Source organism: Kitasatospora sp. A2-31 (assembly GCF_022288725.1).
Classification (GTDB): domain Bacteria; phylum Actinomycetota; class Actinomycetes; order Streptomycetales; family Streptomycetaceae; genus Kitasatospora.
Map to the genome: position 1 here is coordinate 739199 of NZ_JAKNTA010000003.1, position 13884 is coordinate 753082.

Sequence of the window (13884 nt, forward strand, 5' to 3'; positions counted from 1 at the left end):
GAAGGATGGATGACAGGTGCTGGTAGGGATTGACTGGCCCGCGGTCGTCGAAGAGGCGGAGCCCGGTGACCTGCTGCGGTTCCGGCCCGACGTGGCGGCGCGGATCTGGCCGGACGGCGACGGCGCACGCTTCGTGACGGAGGTCGGGATCCCGTGCTCCAACGGGCTCTTCCGGATCCTGGAGGAGTTCGCCGACCGGGATCCGGCGAGCCCGGCGAAGGCCTTCGCGACCTGGCCGGACCCGGAGCCGGTCGACACCCCGCACGGCAGGCTGCAGCCGCTGGGGATGCTCTACCAGGCGGTCGTCTTCGTGCACCTCGGCGACGGGACGATCTGGGTCTCCGACCCGGACTCCGAGATCGAGTACGAGCTGGTCCACGGGGACGTCTCCTCGCTCGGCTACCTGGTCTACAAGTTCGAGGTGGAGCGGCCCGGTCCGGACGAGCGCCCGAACCCGTACGACTGGGCCGAGGTGGAGGAGATCGTCCGCGAGGGCATGGAGCGCTGGGACTCGCGGCCCTTCGAGAGCGAGTTCTGGACGGCGTTCCTCGACTCCTACCCCATGCTGTGAGAGGGCTGGTCGCGAGGTGAACACGGACGTCAACGCGGACAAGGACGACGAGCTGGCGGCGGCGCTGCTGGCGCACTTCGGCCCGCGGGGGCTGCGCGCCCTGCCGATCGCGCCCGAAGGGCCGCTGCGGCACCCGGGGCTGCCGCTCCAGGTGGGGCCGTACTTCCGGGCCGCCGAGGAGTCCGATCCGCTGTCGCTGGGCGAGTACGCGGCCGGCTCCGGGCTGGACGCAGGACCGCTCGCGGCCCAGCTGCGGATCGGCACGGACGGCGGGGCGGAGTTCTACTTCGCGCCGGACCGGTCGGTCCGGGCGGTGCTGCTGGGGGCCGAGCCGGTCGACCTGCCGGTGAGCTCCGACACGCGGGCCCTCGCGGCCGGGCTGCTGCTGCTCGACCGGCTGCTGCCGGCGGTCACCGCCGTGGACCGGCCGGAGGAGGCCTTCACGGCCTACCGGGAGCTGCGCCAGGGCCTGCTGACCGCCGACCCGGTGGCGCTCGACGACCGCGAGGGCTGGTGGCCGCGGGTCCTGGACGACCTGCGGCGTCCGCTGAACGTCGACTCGTCGGCGGCCTTCGAGGTGGCCGACGGTCAGGGCGGGACGCGGATCGTCACGCAGGTGGGCGGCCCCGGTCCGCTGCACCCGGAGGAGGCGCTGTGGCACCGTCTCCGGGCGGAGGGCGTCGAGGCGGAGCAGGTCCTCCGGGTCCACTGCGAGCTGGAGCCCTGCATGATGCCCGGGCACTACTGCGCGCTCTGGATGGCGCAGGAGTTCCCGCAGGCGGAGTTCACGCACAGCTTCGACTACGGGGAGACGGCCGTGTCCCGCGAGAGCGGGATCAAGGCGTTGATGATCAGTCTGGCCGAGCGGCAGGGCTGAGTCCGGACAGGAACCGGCCCGAGTCGGGTCGGGGCCCGCCGGCGGGCCGACCCCCGGGCGGGCCCGCCCCGGGCAGGGCAGGAGCGGGCCCGGACAGGGCGCTATCGCGGAGAGGGAAGCAGGGGAATGGCGCGGGACGGGGGGCGGATGCCGCCGCTGGGGGCCGGGCGCAGGCCGGCCGGACTGGCACTGCTCGGCTGGCTGGACGACCCGCGGGCACCGCGGCTGTGCCGGGTCTCGGGGCCGCCCGGGGCCGGCAAGTCCCACCTGCTGGCCTGGCTGGTCCGCGGCTGCACCACGGAGGCGGTGCCCGGCGGGCGGCGGATCCACGCCGTCCTGCCGGCCGCCGGGGCCACCGTCCGGACGGCCGTCTGGTCGCTGGGACGGCAGCTCGACCTGGTCGCGCACGCCCCGGGCCCGCTGATCGAGGCGATCGCGGCGGACGCCCGGCCGACCCTGGTCTGCGTACCCGAGCTGGACGCGGCCGAGGATCCGGCCGGCCTGGTGACCGAGCTGCTCGACCCGCTGCTCCGGCTTCCCGGTGTGCGGCTGGTGGTCGGGGCGGCGACCGGGGGCACGGCCGCCGGGGCGTTCACCGCGGTGCCCGCCCCGGCCGTGCTGGAGCTCGGCGATCCGCAGTGGACGGACCGGGCCGGGTTCGAGCGGTGGGCGGCGGCCCGCGGTGCCGACGCGGCCGCCTACCCGCTGCCCGGCCCGGCCCTCGGCGCACCGGCCGCCCCGCCTGCGCCGGTGCCGCCGGCCGGCGCCGACCTGCGTGCCGTCGGCGAGGAGGCCCTCTCCGCGCTCTGGACGGCGGCCGCCGCGGCCGGCGACCCCGGCCCGCTGGCCGCCGACCCGCTGCTCTACGCGCTGGCCGACCCAGTCCCGGTGACGGCGGCCGTCGAGCGGCGCGACGACGCGCTGGCCCGGGCCTGGCGCGCTGCCGGTCCGGCGGTGATCGACGAGCCCGACCCGGCCGTCCGGGCGGCCGTGCTGCGGACCAGGCTGCTGGGGGCGGACACCGTCGCGGCAGCCGCCGCGGCCGTCCTCGCCCGACTGCCGGCGCCGTGGTCAGGGCGCTGGGCGCGCTGGGAGGGCGCCGACCCGGACTGGCCGGGACCGGCCGTCGCGCTGACCGCCGGGGCGGGACCGTACCTGTCGCAGGTGCTGGTGGCCGATCCGACCGGTGCGGTACGGACCTTCGACGCGGCCACCGGCCGCCGCGTCGGCGCCGTGGTGGTGCCGGCCCCGCGCCCGCTGCGGGGGCTGGCGGTGACGGCCGGCGGCTCGGTCGTCCTGCTCGACGCCTGGGGACGGGCGGAGCTGGTGGTCCCGGCCGAACCGCGGCCGGGACTGGAGCCGTACGGGCTGATGACGGCGCTGGACGCGATCCGTTCGGCGGCGGGTGACCCGGCACCGGGCGGCGGCCCGGGCGGCGGGCTGAGCGCGGTGGCGGCGATCGGCGGGCTGGCCGACTCCGCGCCGGCGTTCGGCGACGCGGACGGCACCGTGCACTGGTACGAGGGCGGCAAGGTGGTCGGCGAGCGGCTGCACCACGGGCCGGTCACCGCGCTGGCCGGCACCGCGCTGGGTGGCGGCCCGCTGACCGGTCCGGAGATCCCCCTGCTGGCGAGCGGCGGCTTCGACGGCGCCGTCCGGCTCTGGGGCCCGCGCTCGGGGCCGATGCCCGAGCCGTCCGACCGGCGCGGCTGCCCGGTGACGGCGGTGGCCGCGGGGACGACGTCGGCCGGCCCGGTGGTGGCCGCGGCGTGGGCCGACGGGCTGGTCCGGGTGCGCGACCTCGGGACCGGCCGGGTGGTGGACGTGCGGACCGGCTCGGAGGTCTGGTCGCTCGCCCTGGCCGGGACGCTGCTGGTCCTGGGCATGCCGGACGGCCTCGCCGCGGTGGACACCCGGCGCTGAACGCAGCGCCCCCGGGCGCCGGGGCCCCGGAGCAGGAGGCGCCGGAGGCCCGGGGAACGCCGGGGCGGACCCGCGGCCCGGGTGATCGGAAACCGATTTTCTTTAGCGAGAGTAATGACGTAGGCTAAAGAACATGCCCGAGATGTCCGAGCAGGACCTCGCAGCCGTCAATCAGCTGCGGTCGTCCACCATGCGCCTCTCCCGACGCCTGCGTCACCAGCGGGTCGAGGAGTCGCTCAGCCCCACCGAGATGGGGGTGCTGGGCACCCTCGCACGCTGCGGGAAGGCCACGCCGGGTGAGCTCGCCCGGAAGGAGCACGTACAGCCGCCCTCGATGACCAGGATCGTCGCGATGCTGGAGGAGAAGGGCCTGGTGCGGCGGGAGCCGCACCCGGAGGACCGCCGGCAGGTGGTCGTCAGCAGTACCGAGCAGGCGGACGAGATCCTCACGGAGAGCCGCCGCCGGCGCAACGCCTGGCTCGCCGAACTCGCCGAGGGGCTCGACGAGGAGGAGTGGGCCGTCCTGAGGGAGGCCGCGCCGGTGCTCTACAAGCTCGCACACCTCTAGGCACCGCCGTTCCGGTCAGCCGCCGGAAGACGAAGGAGAACCGCATCACCGCAGGACCGACCACTGACACCAGGAGCGCGACGGCCCCCCGACGGGTCGTCGCGCCGCGAGGGGAGACCACCGTGACACCGCCGGCCGCAGCCAGCGCCGCCGCCTTCCGCACCGACGACCCGACCACCGACCCCGCCGCGGCGAGCGCCGCGGCCGCCGAGAGCCAGGCACCCGCCCCGACGGGGCTGCCCGGCAACGGCGACGACGACCCCGACGAACGCACCGCGGCGGACGACCCCGCCGCTCCAGGCCGCCCCCGCGCGGCCCGCCCGTCGGCCGTCGACGGCCCTTCGCCGGCCGGATCCCTCCCGACCGCCACGGGGGACCGCTTCACCCGGCCCGGGGGGATGTTCTCCTCCCTGCGCGTGCGCAACTACCGCTACTACTTCGCCGGCCAGGTGGTGTCCAACACCGGTACCTGGATGCAGCGGATCGCCCAGGACTGGCTGGTCCTCAGCCTCACCGGCAGCCCGCTCGCCGTCGGCATCACCACCGCGATGCAGTTCCTGCCGATGCTGCTGCTCGGCCTGTTCGGCGGGGTGCTCGCCGACCGGATGCCCAAGCGCCGGCTGCTGATCTACACCCAGGGTGCGATGGGCCTGCTCGCCGCCGGCCTCGCCGTGCTCACCGTCGGCGGCGTCGTGACGCCGTACTACGTGTACGCGTTCGCGCTGCTGCTGGGCCTGGTCACGGTGGTGGACAACCCGACCCGGCAGGCCTTCGTCTCCGAGATGGTCGGGCCGAAGGACCTCGCCAACGCGGTCAGCCTGAACGCCGCCAACTTCCAGACCGCGCGCCTGGTCGGCCCCGCCGTGGCGGGCCTGCTGATCGCGGCTGTGGGCAGCGGCTGGGCGTTCGCCGTGAACGCGCTCTCCTTCGCCGCCGTGATCGGTGGTCTGCTCGCGATGCGGGAGAGCGAGCTGCGGCCGACCGTGCCGATCGCCCGTGAGAAGGGGCAGTTGCGCGAGGGCCTGCGGTACGTGAGGGAGCGGCCCGAGCTGCTCTGGCCGATGGTGCTGGCCGGGTTCATCGGCACCTTCGGCTTCAACTTCCCGACCCTGCTCTCCGGTTTCGCCCACGACACCTTCCACGTGGGTGCGGGGCAGTACGGCCTGCTGAACACCGCGATGGCGGTCGGTTCGCTGGCCGGTGCGCTGCTCGCGGCCCGCCGGGGCGCACCCCGGCTGCGCCGGCTGGTGGGGGCGGCGCTGGCGTTCGGCGCCCTGGAGGTGGTGGCCGCGTTCGCGCCCGGCTACTGGTCCTTCGCGGTGCTGCTGACGCTGATCGGGGTGTTCGGGCTGAGCTTCAACACCTCGGTCAACTCGGCGCTGCAGCTGGGCACCGACCCCGAGATGAGGGGCCGCGTGATGGGCCTGCTGGTGCTGGTCTTCACCGGCGGCACGCCGATCGGCGCGCCGGTCGTCGGCTGGGTGACCGCCTCGTACGGACCCCGACTCGGCCTGCTGGCCTGCGGGTTGGTGTCGGCGGCGGCCGCCGCCGTGGTCGGCCTGGTGCTGGCCCGCAGTGCGGACCTGCGGATGCGGTTCGACCTGCACCCGGGCCGCGGCGGCCGGGTGGTGGCCTTCGTACCGCGCACCACCGCCCCGGACAAGTCGGAGCTGGCCGCGGCCTGCTGACGGTCGGCCGGCCCCCGGGGGCGGGATCGCCCGCCCCCGGGGTGTCCGGTCAGAGCCTGATCTCCAGCACCTGGCCCCGCCAGACCCCGCCCGGCTGCTCGACCTCGAAGGACTCGGTCTCGGTGAAGCCGAGCGCGCGGTACTGGCCGACCAGCTTGCGGTCGGCGCCCGCGTAACAGTCCACCCGGACCAGGCCGATGCCGCGCCGGCGGGCCTCGTCGAGCGCATCGGCGATCAGCGCGGCACCGATGCCCGAACCCTTGCGGGACCGGTCGGTGACCAGGTTCCGGACGTACAGCTCGCGCTCGGCCACCGCCGGGATGTGCTGGCCGCGCTCCTCGGAGAGGACGCAGGAGCCGACCGTGCGGCCCTCGTCGTCGACCGCCAGCCGGATCAGGAACGGCGCGGCGGCGTACTTCGTGACGTGCTCGACGCGGGCCGGGTTGCCGCTGAAGGACTGGTCACCCCATTGGCCGGTGCGACCCTGGGAGGCCAGCCAGGTGACGGCGCCGTCGAGCAGGGCGAGGATGTCGGGGACGGACTCGGGACCCCCGTTGCGGATCTTCATGAGGACCGTTCTAGCCCGGATGACGCGGTTCGGGAAGCCGCTCGCCGGTGTGCGGGGAGGGAGGATGGCGGTATGAGGCTCTTCGTTGCGGTGGTCCCGCCGGTCGAGGCGTTGCAGGGGCTCTCCGACGCGGTCGCACCGGTGCGCGGACTGCCGGGGGCGGACCGGCTGCGCTGGACGACGGTCGAGGGCTGGCACCTGACGCTGGCCTTCCTGGGCGAGGTGCCGCCCGAGCGGCTGCCCGAGCTGGAGGCCGGCCTGGCCGGCGTGGCCGAGGTGCACGCGGTCCACCGGCTGCGGATCTCCGGGGCGGGCCGCTTCGGCGACCGGGTGCTCTGGGCCGGGGTGGACGGCGAGACCTGGGCGCTGCGCCGGCTCGCCGAGGCGGTCGGCGAGGCGACCGCGGAGGTGGCCGGCGAGACGGACGCGTACGGCTTCCACCCCCACCTGACCCTGGCCCGGGCCGGCTCCCACCGGGGGCACCGGCGGGCGGTGCAGCGGGTGGCGGCGGCGGAGCTGGACGGCCTGGCGGCGGCGCTGGCCGACTACCGCGGGCCGGAGTGGGTGGCCGCCGAGCTGCGCCTGATGCAGAGCGAGTCGGAGGGCGGCGCCCCGCACTACCGGACGGTCCGGGCCTGGCCGCTCGCCGACTGGAGCTGAGCCCCGGCCCGGCCCCCCGGCACGCCGGTCTGGCCCCTGGCCCGCCGCCCTGGCACCCCGGCCCATGGCACCCCGGCCCATGGCACCCCGGCCCCTGGCCCGCCGCCCCTGCCCTGCGTCCAGGGGACCGGGAGTTGCTCAGGGGGCCCGGGAGTGCCCGCCCGACGGGACGGTGGCCGCATCGTCGACGTGTCGTCCGGCGTCACCCGGGCGGCCTTCCCGGGGGCCGTTTCGTACGCGACGGCGAAGGCTCCCCGAACGCCCTCCCGCTGAGCCTGGCGGAGGAACCCGGACCTTCCTGGCCTCGGACGACGCCCGCCGGGTCACCGGGCGGAACGTGGACGAGAGCGGGGGATCCGGCCTCGGCGTCTGAGCTCCGACCGGCCGGAGGTACCCTCGATGACCGTGGATCCCAAGACTCGTATGCGTATCGTCACCGGCGCCCTGGTGCTGCTGCTCGTCGTCGTGCTGATCAGCTCGCTGGTCGACCGCTAGGTCCGGCCCGTCGGACGCCGGCCGGCGTCCGGTGCGACGGAGTGTGGACGTGAAAGGGCCACCGCCCGCAGGCGGTGGCCCTCGCGCGTCGCCCGCGACGTGTCAGAGCTGCTCGACCACGTAGTCGATGCAGGCGGTCAGCGCCTCGACGTCCGCCGGGTCGACGGCCGGGAACATCGCGATGCGCAGCTGGTTGCGGCCGAGCTTGCGGTACGGCTCGGTGTCGACGATGCCGTTGGCACGCAGTGCCTTGGCGACGGCGGCAGCGTCCACCGAGGCGTCGAAGTCGATCGTGCCGACCACCTGCGAGCGCTCGGCCGGGTTCGCCACGAACGGGTTGGCGAACGCGGACTTCTCGGCCCAGCCGTACAGCCGGGACGAGGAATCAGCCGTACGGGCGACGGCCCAGTCCAGCCCGCCGTTGCCGTTCAGCCAGTCGAGCTGGTCGGCGAGGAGGAACAGCGTGGAGATGGACGGGGTGTTGTACGTCTGGTCCTTCGACGAGTTGTCGATGGCCGTCGGCAGGTCGAAGAACGGCGGGATGTAGCGGCCGGAGCCGGCGATCTCGGCGGCGCGCTCCAGGGCGGCCGGGGAGAAGGTCGCCAGCCAGAGGCCGCCCTCGGCGGCGAAGGACTTCTGCGGGGCGAAGTAGTAGACGTCGGTCTCGGCGATGTCCACCGGCAGGCCGCCGGCGCCGGAGGTGGCGTCCACCAGGACCAGCGAGCCCTGGTCGGCGCCGTCCGGGCGGGCGATCGGCATCGCGACACCGGTCGAGGTCTCGTTGTGGGTGAGGGCGTAGGCGTCCACGCCAGCCTCGGCGACCGGCAGCGGGTGGGTGCCCGGAGCGGTCTTGATCACGCTCGGCTCGGCCAGCCAGGGCGCGGCCTTGACCGAGGAGGCGAACTTGGACGAGAACTCGCCGAAGTCGAGGTGCTGGGACTTCTCCCGCACCAGGCCGAAGGCCGCGATGTCCCAGAAGGCGGTGGAGCCGCCGTTGCCGAGCACGACCTCGTATCCCTCGGGGAGGGAGAAGAGGCTGCTCACGCCCTCGCGCACGCGCTTGACCAGGTTCTTCACCGGGGCCTGGCGGTGGGAGGTGCCGAGCAGGGAGGTCTCGGTCGCGGCGAGGGCACTCAGGGCCTCGGGGCGCACCTTGGACGGGCCGCAGCCGAATCGGCCGTCGGCGGGCTTGATGTCAGCGGGGATCTGGATCTGAGCCACGGGGCGCAGCCTACCGGTCGGCGGTCGTCCACCGTGACCGCCGTCCGATCGCTGAGATGTCACCAAGGCGGCTGCGAGCTGCGGAAACAGCGGGCCCGGCCGGTGCCGGACCCGCTGTTTCCGCAGCTCTTTCGGGTCAGTGCGCGATCGCGTCGTAGCCCTCGATGTCGCGCGGGCTGCGCGGGCCGGGGCCGATGTAGCGGGCGGCCGGACGGACCAGGCGGCCGGTGCGCTTCTGCTCCAGGATGTGGGCCGACCAGCCGGCGGTGCGGGCACAGGTGAACATCGAGGTGAACATGTGCGCCGGGACCTCGGCGAAGTCCAGCATGATGGCGGCCCAGAACTCGACGTTGGTGGCCAGCACGCGGTCGGGGCGGCGGTTGTGCAGCTCCTCCAGCGCGGCCTTCTCCAGCGCCTCGGCGACCTCGAAGCGCGGCGCGCCGAGCTCCTTGGCGGTGCGGCGCAGCACGCGGGCGCGGGGGTCCTCGGCGCGGTAGACGCGGTGGCCGAAGCCCATCAGGCGCTCGCCCTTGTCCAACGCGTTCTTGACCCAGGCGGTGGCGTCACCGGTGCGCTCGATCTCCTCGATCATGCCGAGCACGCGGGAGGGCGCGCCGCCGTGCAGCGGGCCGGACATCGCGCCGACGGCCCCGGAGAGCGCGGCCGCGACGTCGGCGCCGGTGGAGGCGATGACGCGGGCGGTGAAGGTGGAGGCGTTCATGCCGTGCTCGGCGGCGGAGGTCCAGTAGGCGTCGATGGCCTTGACGTGCTTCGGGTCCGGCTCGCCGCGCCAGCGGATCATGAAGCGCTCGACGACGGTCTCGGCCTTGTCGATCTCGCTCTGCGGGACCATCGGCAGGCCCTGGCCGCGGGCGGACTGGGCGACGTAGGAGAGGGCCATCACGGCGGCGCGGGCGAGGTCGTCGCGGGCCTGCTCGGCGGAGATGTCCAGCAGCGGCCGCAGGCCCCAGACCGGCGCGAGCATGGCGAGCGCGGACTGCACGTCGACGCGGATGTCGCCGGAGTGGACCGGGATCGGGAAGGGCTCGGCGGCCGGCAGGCCGGGGTTGAACTTGCCGTCCACCAGCAGGCCCCAGACGTGGCCGAAGGAGACGTGGCCGACCAGGTCGTCGATGTCGACACCGCGGTACCGCAGGGCGCCGCCTTCACGGTCGGGTTCGGCGATCTCGCTCTCGAACGCGACGACTCCCTCAAGCCCGGGTACGAAGTCGGACATGGACGGCTCCTTCAGTTCTGCGATCGGCGGGCCGCCATGGTGGGGCGGCATACCAGTGACCGATGGTGGTTGGCACTCGGTGCCAGCCTGACAGGCACGGGGTGCATTGCGCCATACACCACCGTGGTGATGTTTCCCCAGGGGCCGCTTGACTTTCGCCCGATGGCCGGTCGTGCCCGGGAAATCTCCGGAACCAAACGCCAGGTTCCAGACAATCCACCGTAGGTCGGGCGGTCAAGCGGTGGCGAGTCACCTTATCTCCCACCGGGGTTTGTCCACAGGTAGCGGTGCCGGTTGCTTGTCGTACGGGATGATGTTGCTGTGCAGACCCCGGAACGCGCCCAGTCGACGCCCTCGCAGCCCGCCACCCGGATCCTGGCCGAGGAGGCCCGGCCCGGGCCGGACCTCACCGTGATGCGCAAGCACTACACCCACGAGGGCCTGGTCGAGGAGCACCTCGCCGCCGAGCCGATCGCCCAGTTCACCCGCTGGTTCCACGAGGCCGACGACGCCGGCGTGGTGGAACCGAACGCGATGGTGCTCTCGACCGCGGACGCCGAGGGCCGGCCCAGCTCCCGCACCGTGCTCCTCAAGGGCTTCGACGCCCGCGGCTTCGTCTTCTTCACCAACTACGGCTCGCGCAAGGGCACCGAGCTGGCCGCCAACCCGTACGCGGGGCTGCTGTTCCCGTGGATCGCGCTGGCCCGCCAGGTGATCGTGCAGGGCCGGGTGGAGAAGGTCGGCCGGGACGAGACCGCCGCCTACTTCCGCACCCGCCCGCACGGCTCCCAGCTCGGCGCCTGGGCCAGCGAGCAGTCCAGCCCGGTGGACGGCCGGGAGGTCCTGGAGCAGCGGTACGCGGAGCTGGAGCGCCGGTACCCGGAGGGCGAGGGAGTGCCGGTGCCGCCGTTCTGGGGCGGCTACCGGGTGGTCCCGGAGAGCGTGGAGTTCTGGCAGGGGCGGGAGAACCGGCTGCACGACCGGCTGCGCTACCTCGCGGACCCGTCGGTGCCGGGCGGCTGGCGGGTGGAGCGGCTCTGTCCGTGAGGACGGCGCGGATGCGCCCGGATCGCGCCCGTTGGTCGGCGAACCGCATTGCCGCTGCACGGATATGACGCAACGTCAGGTAGGCGGTGTAGCGTGGCCGAAAGGCCCGGACCGGGGTCTGGGCCGCACTCCTCCGAGAGAGTGAGGCATCCGATGGACGCCACCGCCGCACCTGTCGCCGCCGCATCCGCCGCCGGGTCGGCCGATCCGGGCGACGCCCCCCGTCGGCCGACCCTCGGCGAGCTGGCCGAAATGGCGGCGGCCGACCTCGGCGCGCTGCTGCGCCGGGCGGGCGTCGAGGGCGGCAGGTCCGGTCCGGCCCCGGTGGCCGGGTTCTCCTCCGCCGCCTGACCGGGCGGGCCGGGATCTTCCCGGAACCCGGCTCTCTTGAGTCAACTCCTCGGTATCTTGAGCCGAGTTGGCGGATCGGGCGCCGGGGGGTGCAGTGCGGCCGTACTTCTTCTTCAGCTACGCGCGGCAGGACCACGTGGCCGGCGGGGCCTTCGTCGACCAGTTCTTCAGCGACCTGCGGGACGAGCTCGCCCGGATCGAGCCGGCGGCCGGCCCCGGCGAACTCGCCTACCGGGACACCGAACGGCTGCGCGTTGGGGACGACTGGGAACAGCAGCTCTCCCGGATGCTCGCGGTCAGCCGCACCATGGTGGCGCTCTACTCCCCGGCCTACTTCGCCAGTTCGTACTGCGGCAAGGAGTGGACGGCCTTCGACGACCGGGTCCGCCGGCACCGGAAGCTGACCGGCGAGTCGGTGCCGGCGCTGATCCCGGTGGTCTGGGAGCCACCGCCGGCCGAGCTGCCGGCCGAGGTCCGGCGGATCCAGTACCTGGAGCACCACCTGGGGCCGGCCTACGCCGCCCTCGGCCTGCGCGACCTGCTGCGGGCCGACCCGCACGGCCCCGACTACCGGCGGGTGGTGCGGGCCATCGCCGAACGGGTGCGGGAGGCCGCCCTGCAGGCGGTGGCCGAGCTGGACGGCCTCGACCTCGGGCTGGTGGAGGGCTGCTTCCCGGTGCCCGCCGCGGTGGCTCCGCAGACCCGCAGCGGCCTGGTCCGGATCTTCGTCGCCGCCGGCCATGCCGCGGCCCGCCCGCTCGCCGGGGACCGCCCGGCCGGCGCCGCCGCCGCGCTCGCGCAGGCCGCCACCGGCCCCGAGGAGCGGACGCCGGCCGAGCCCGGCCCCCGGGGCGGCTGGTACGGGGCGCAGCCCTGGGACTGGGCGCCCTACCACCCGCCGCGGCTGCCCTCGCTGGTGGTGCAGGCGCAGCAGGTGATCACCCGCGCCGGGCACAGCACCACGCTGGACGAGATCGGCCCCGGCCTGTCCGCCAGCCTGGACCGGGCCCGGGAGGGCAACCAGGTCAGCGTCCTGCTGGTGGACCCGTGGGCGGCCGGTACGGAGCCCTACCGGGGAGCCCTGCGGGCGTTCGACGAGGGGAACCACCCGGTGACCGCCGTGCTGGTGCCCGCCGGGACCGACGATCCGACGGACGGCCCGGCGCGCGCCCGGCTCTGGGGCGGGGTGCGCGAGGTCTTCCCGCGCAACTGGCTGCACCGCTCCGGTCCGGAACCGCTGTTCCGCGTGCGGGTCGCCCGGGAACGCTTCGAGGCGGAACTCCTCAGCACCGTAACGGTCGCGCAGAACAGGCTGTTAGACGAGGCGGACGACCCCGATCCGGTTTCGGCACGGGCCCGGTTCGGGCTCGCCCCCGCGGTCGGGACGATGCCCGGTCTCACGATCCCCTCGTGGCCGCCCGCCCCCACGCCCCCGCCGCGCCGGGAGCCCCGCGAAGGAGACGCCGAACGATGACCGCCGACCAGGTCGCCCTCGCGGACGGGGCCGCCACCCCGTCGACGCCCGGCACCGGTTCCGTCGTCACCTTCTACTCCTACAAGGGCGGGACCGGCCGCACCATGGCCCTGGCCAACCTCGGTTGGATCCTGGCCAGCCAGGGCCTGAAGGTCCTGGTGGTGGACTGGGACCTGGAGGCTCCGGGCCTGCACCGGTACTACCACCCGCTGCTGATCGACCCCGAACTCCACGCCACCGACGGCCTGATCGACCTGCTGCGGGCCTACGTCGAACAGGCCCTCCCGGGCCCCGGCGACGCCGCCGCCACCGCCCCCGCGCAGTGGCTGGCCGAGCCCGGCCGGATGGACCGCTACCTGTGCGGCCTCGCCCTCGACCTGCCGGTCGGCGGCCGGCTCGACCTGATGCCGGCAGGCCGGCAGAACGCCGCCTACTCGGCCGCCGTCACCAGCTTCAACTGGCGCAGCTTCTACACCCGCGCCGACGTCCGGGGCGCCGAGTTCCTGCTCGCCCTGCGCGAGCGGTGGACGCGCAGCTACGACTACGTGCTGATCGACAGCCGCACCGGCGTCAGCGACACCTCGGGCATCTGCACCGTGCTGATGCCCGACACCGTGGTGGACTGCTTCACCCTCGGTGCCCAGAGCATCCGTGGCGGCGTCGACGCCGCCCGGGCCATCGTCGACGCCGACGAGCGCGAGATCCGGGTGCTTCCCGTCCCGATGCGGGTCGAGGACGCCGAGCGGGCCGGTCTGGCCGCCGGGCGCGACCTCGCCCACGACGCCTTCGCGCCGTACCTGGACCGCTGGCTGAGCGCCGACCGCCGGGCCGACTACTGGCGGGACGTCGAGGTGCCCTACAAGCCCTTCTACGCCTACGAGGAGGTGCCGGCCACCATCGTCGACCGGCCGCAGCAGGGCCGCAGCCTGCTCGGCGCGTTCGAGCGGCTGGCGGACTGGCTGACCGACGGCCGGGTGCGCACGCTGCACCCGGTCCCGGACCGCGCCCGCCGCCGGCTGTACGCGGCGTACCTGCGCACCGGCCGCACCCGCTCCCGCCAGGTGTACCTCAGCTACGCGCCGGGGGACCGGGTCTGGGCCGAGTGGGCGGCCGCCGCCCTGGCCGGTTTCGGCTACCTCACCTCGCTGCACGGCGCCGCCGCTCCGCTGGACCCGGGCCCGCCCGGCGACAGCGCGCTGCCGGA

General features: G+C 74.7%; 13 protein-coding genes. 10 read left to right on the plus strand and 3 right to left on the minus strand.

Annotated features, from left to right (window positions below; translation table 11 throughout):
- The first annotated feature begins 16 nt into the window (after nt 1-16).
- From MCM47_RS12245 to MCM47_RS12265, 5 genes are all read left to right on the plus strand, one after another.
- Entirely contained in the window at nt 17-571 is a 555-nt protein-coding gene (locus MCM47_RS12245; RefSeq protein ID WP_238861279.1) for an SUKH-4 family immunity protein, read from the plus strand.
- 16 nt (nt 572-587) lie between these two features.
- Entirely contained in the window at nt 588-1448 is an 861-nt protein-coding gene (locus MCM47_RS12250; protein ID WP_238861281.1) for a nucleic acid/nucleotide deaminase domain-containing protein, read from the plus strand.
- 126 nt (nt 1449-1574) lie between these two features.
- On the plus strand, nt 1575-3371 hold the full coding sequence (locus MCM47_RS12255; protein WP_238861283.1) for a hypothetical protein: 1797 nt from the start codon (nt 1575-1577) through the stop codon (nt 3369-3371).
- A 133-nt stretch (nt 3372-3504) separates the two neighbouring features.
- Nucleotides 3505-3939 carry a MarR family winged helix-turn-helix transcriptional regulator gene (locus MCM47_RS12260; RefSeq protein WP_238861285.1) on the plus strand — a complete coding sequence of 145 codons (435 nt, stop codon included), beginning with the start codon at nt 3505-3507 and terminating at the stop codon, nt 3937-3939.
- A gap of 236 nt (nt 3940-4175) precedes the next feature.
- Nucleotides 4176-5627, plus strand: a complete 1452-nt coding sequence (locus MCM47_RS12265; protein ID WP_255752127.1) for an MFS transporter — start codon at nt 4176-4178, stop codon at nt 5625-5627.
- A 49-nt stretch (nt 5628-5676) separates the two neighbouring features.
- Here the strand turns inward: MCM47_RS12265 and MCM47_RS12270 are convergent, their stop codons facing one another.
- Nucleotides 5677-6195: a GNAT family N-acetyltransferase gene (locus MCM47_RS12270; RefSeq protein WP_238861298.1), complete on the minus strand. Its 519-nt coding sequence runs from the start codon at nt 6193-6195 to the stop codon at nt 5677-5679.
- 72 nt (nt 6196-6267) lie between these two features.
- Between MCM47_RS12270 and thpR the strand changes: the two genes are divergently transcribed.
- Entirely contained in the window at nt 6268-6855 is a 588-nt protein-coding gene (thpR, locus tag MCM47_RS12275) for an RNA 2',3'-cyclic phosphodiesterase (protein WP_238861301.1), read from the plus strand.
- A 597-nt stretch (nt 6856-7452) separates the two neighbouring features.
- Here thpR and serC read toward each other — a convergent pair.
- Together serC and MCM47_RS12285 are read right to left on the minus strand one after the other, a co-directional pair.
- A complete protein-coding gene (gene serC / locus MCM47_RS12280; protein ID WP_238861303.1) occupies nt 7453-8571 on the minus strand; it encodes a phosphoserine transaminase in 1119 nt (372 codons plus the stop codon).
- A gap of 136 nt (nt 8572-8707) precedes the next feature.
- Nucleotides 8708-9808, minus strand: a complete 1101-nt coding sequence (locus MCM47_RS12285; protein WP_238861305.1) for a citrate synthase 2 — start codon at nt 9806-9808, stop codon at nt 8708-8710.
- 414 nt (nt 9809-10222) lie between these two features.
- Here MCM47_RS12285 and pdxH point away from each other — a divergent pair, with 414 nt between their 5' ends.
- From pdxH to MCM47_RS12305, 4 genes are all read left to right on the plus strand, one after another.
- Nucleotides 10223-10855, plus strand: a complete 633-nt coding sequence (pdxH, locus tag MCM47_RS12290) for a pyridoxamine 5'-phosphate oxidase (RefSeq protein ID WP_238861475.1) — start codon at nt 10223-10225, stop codon at nt 10853-10855.
- 153 nt (nt 10856-11008) lie between these two features.
- Nucleotides 11009-11206, plus strand: coding sequence for a hypothetical protein (locus MCM47_RS12295; protein ID WP_238861307.1), 198 nt, complete (start codon nt 11009-11011; stop codon nt 11204-11206).
- Nucleotides 11207-11300: 94 nt separating this feature from the next.
- Complete coding sequence (locus MCM47_RS12300) at nt 11301-12680, plus strand: TIR-like protein FxsC (protein WP_238861309.1); 1380 nt, start codon at nt 11301-11303, stop codon at nt 12678-12680.
- Nucleotides 12677-13884 (plus strand): KGGVGR-motif variant AAA ATPase (locus MCM47_RS12305; RefSeq protein WP_238861312.1); only part of this gene is annotated, 1208 nt, incomplete at its 3' end. The genes MCM47_RS12300 and MCM47_RS12305, both read left to right, overlap by 4 nt.

Coding starts and splice junctions, on each gene's coding strand:
- MCM47_RS12255 (WP_238861283.1), top strand. CDS start 1,575: ATGGCGCGGGACGGGGGGCGGATGCCGCCGCTGGGGGCCGGGCGCAGG.
- MCM47_RS12260 (WP_238861285.1), top strand. CDS start 3,505: ATGCCCGAGATGTCCGAGCAGGACCTCGCAGCCGTCAATCAGCTGCGG.
- MCM47_RS12270 (WP_238861298.1), bottom strand. CDS start 6,195: ATGAAGATCCGCAACGGGGGTCCCGAGTCCGTCCCCGACATCCTCGCC.
- thpR (WP_238861301.1), top strand. CDS start 6,268: ATGAGGCTCTTCGTTGCGGTGGTCCCGCCGGTCGAGGCGTTGCAGGGG.
- MCM47_RS12285 (WP_238861305.1), bottom strand. CDS start 9,808: ATGTCCGACTTCGTACCCGGGCTTGAGGGAGTCGTCGCGTTCGAGAGC.
- pdxH (WP_238861475.1), top strand. CDS start 10,223: ATGCGCAAGCACTACACCCACGAGGGCCTGGTCGAGGAGCACCTCGCC.
- MCM47_RS12295 (WP_238861307.1), top strand. CDS start 11,009: ATGGACGCCACCGCCGCACCTGTCGCCGCCGCATCCGCCGCCGGGTCG.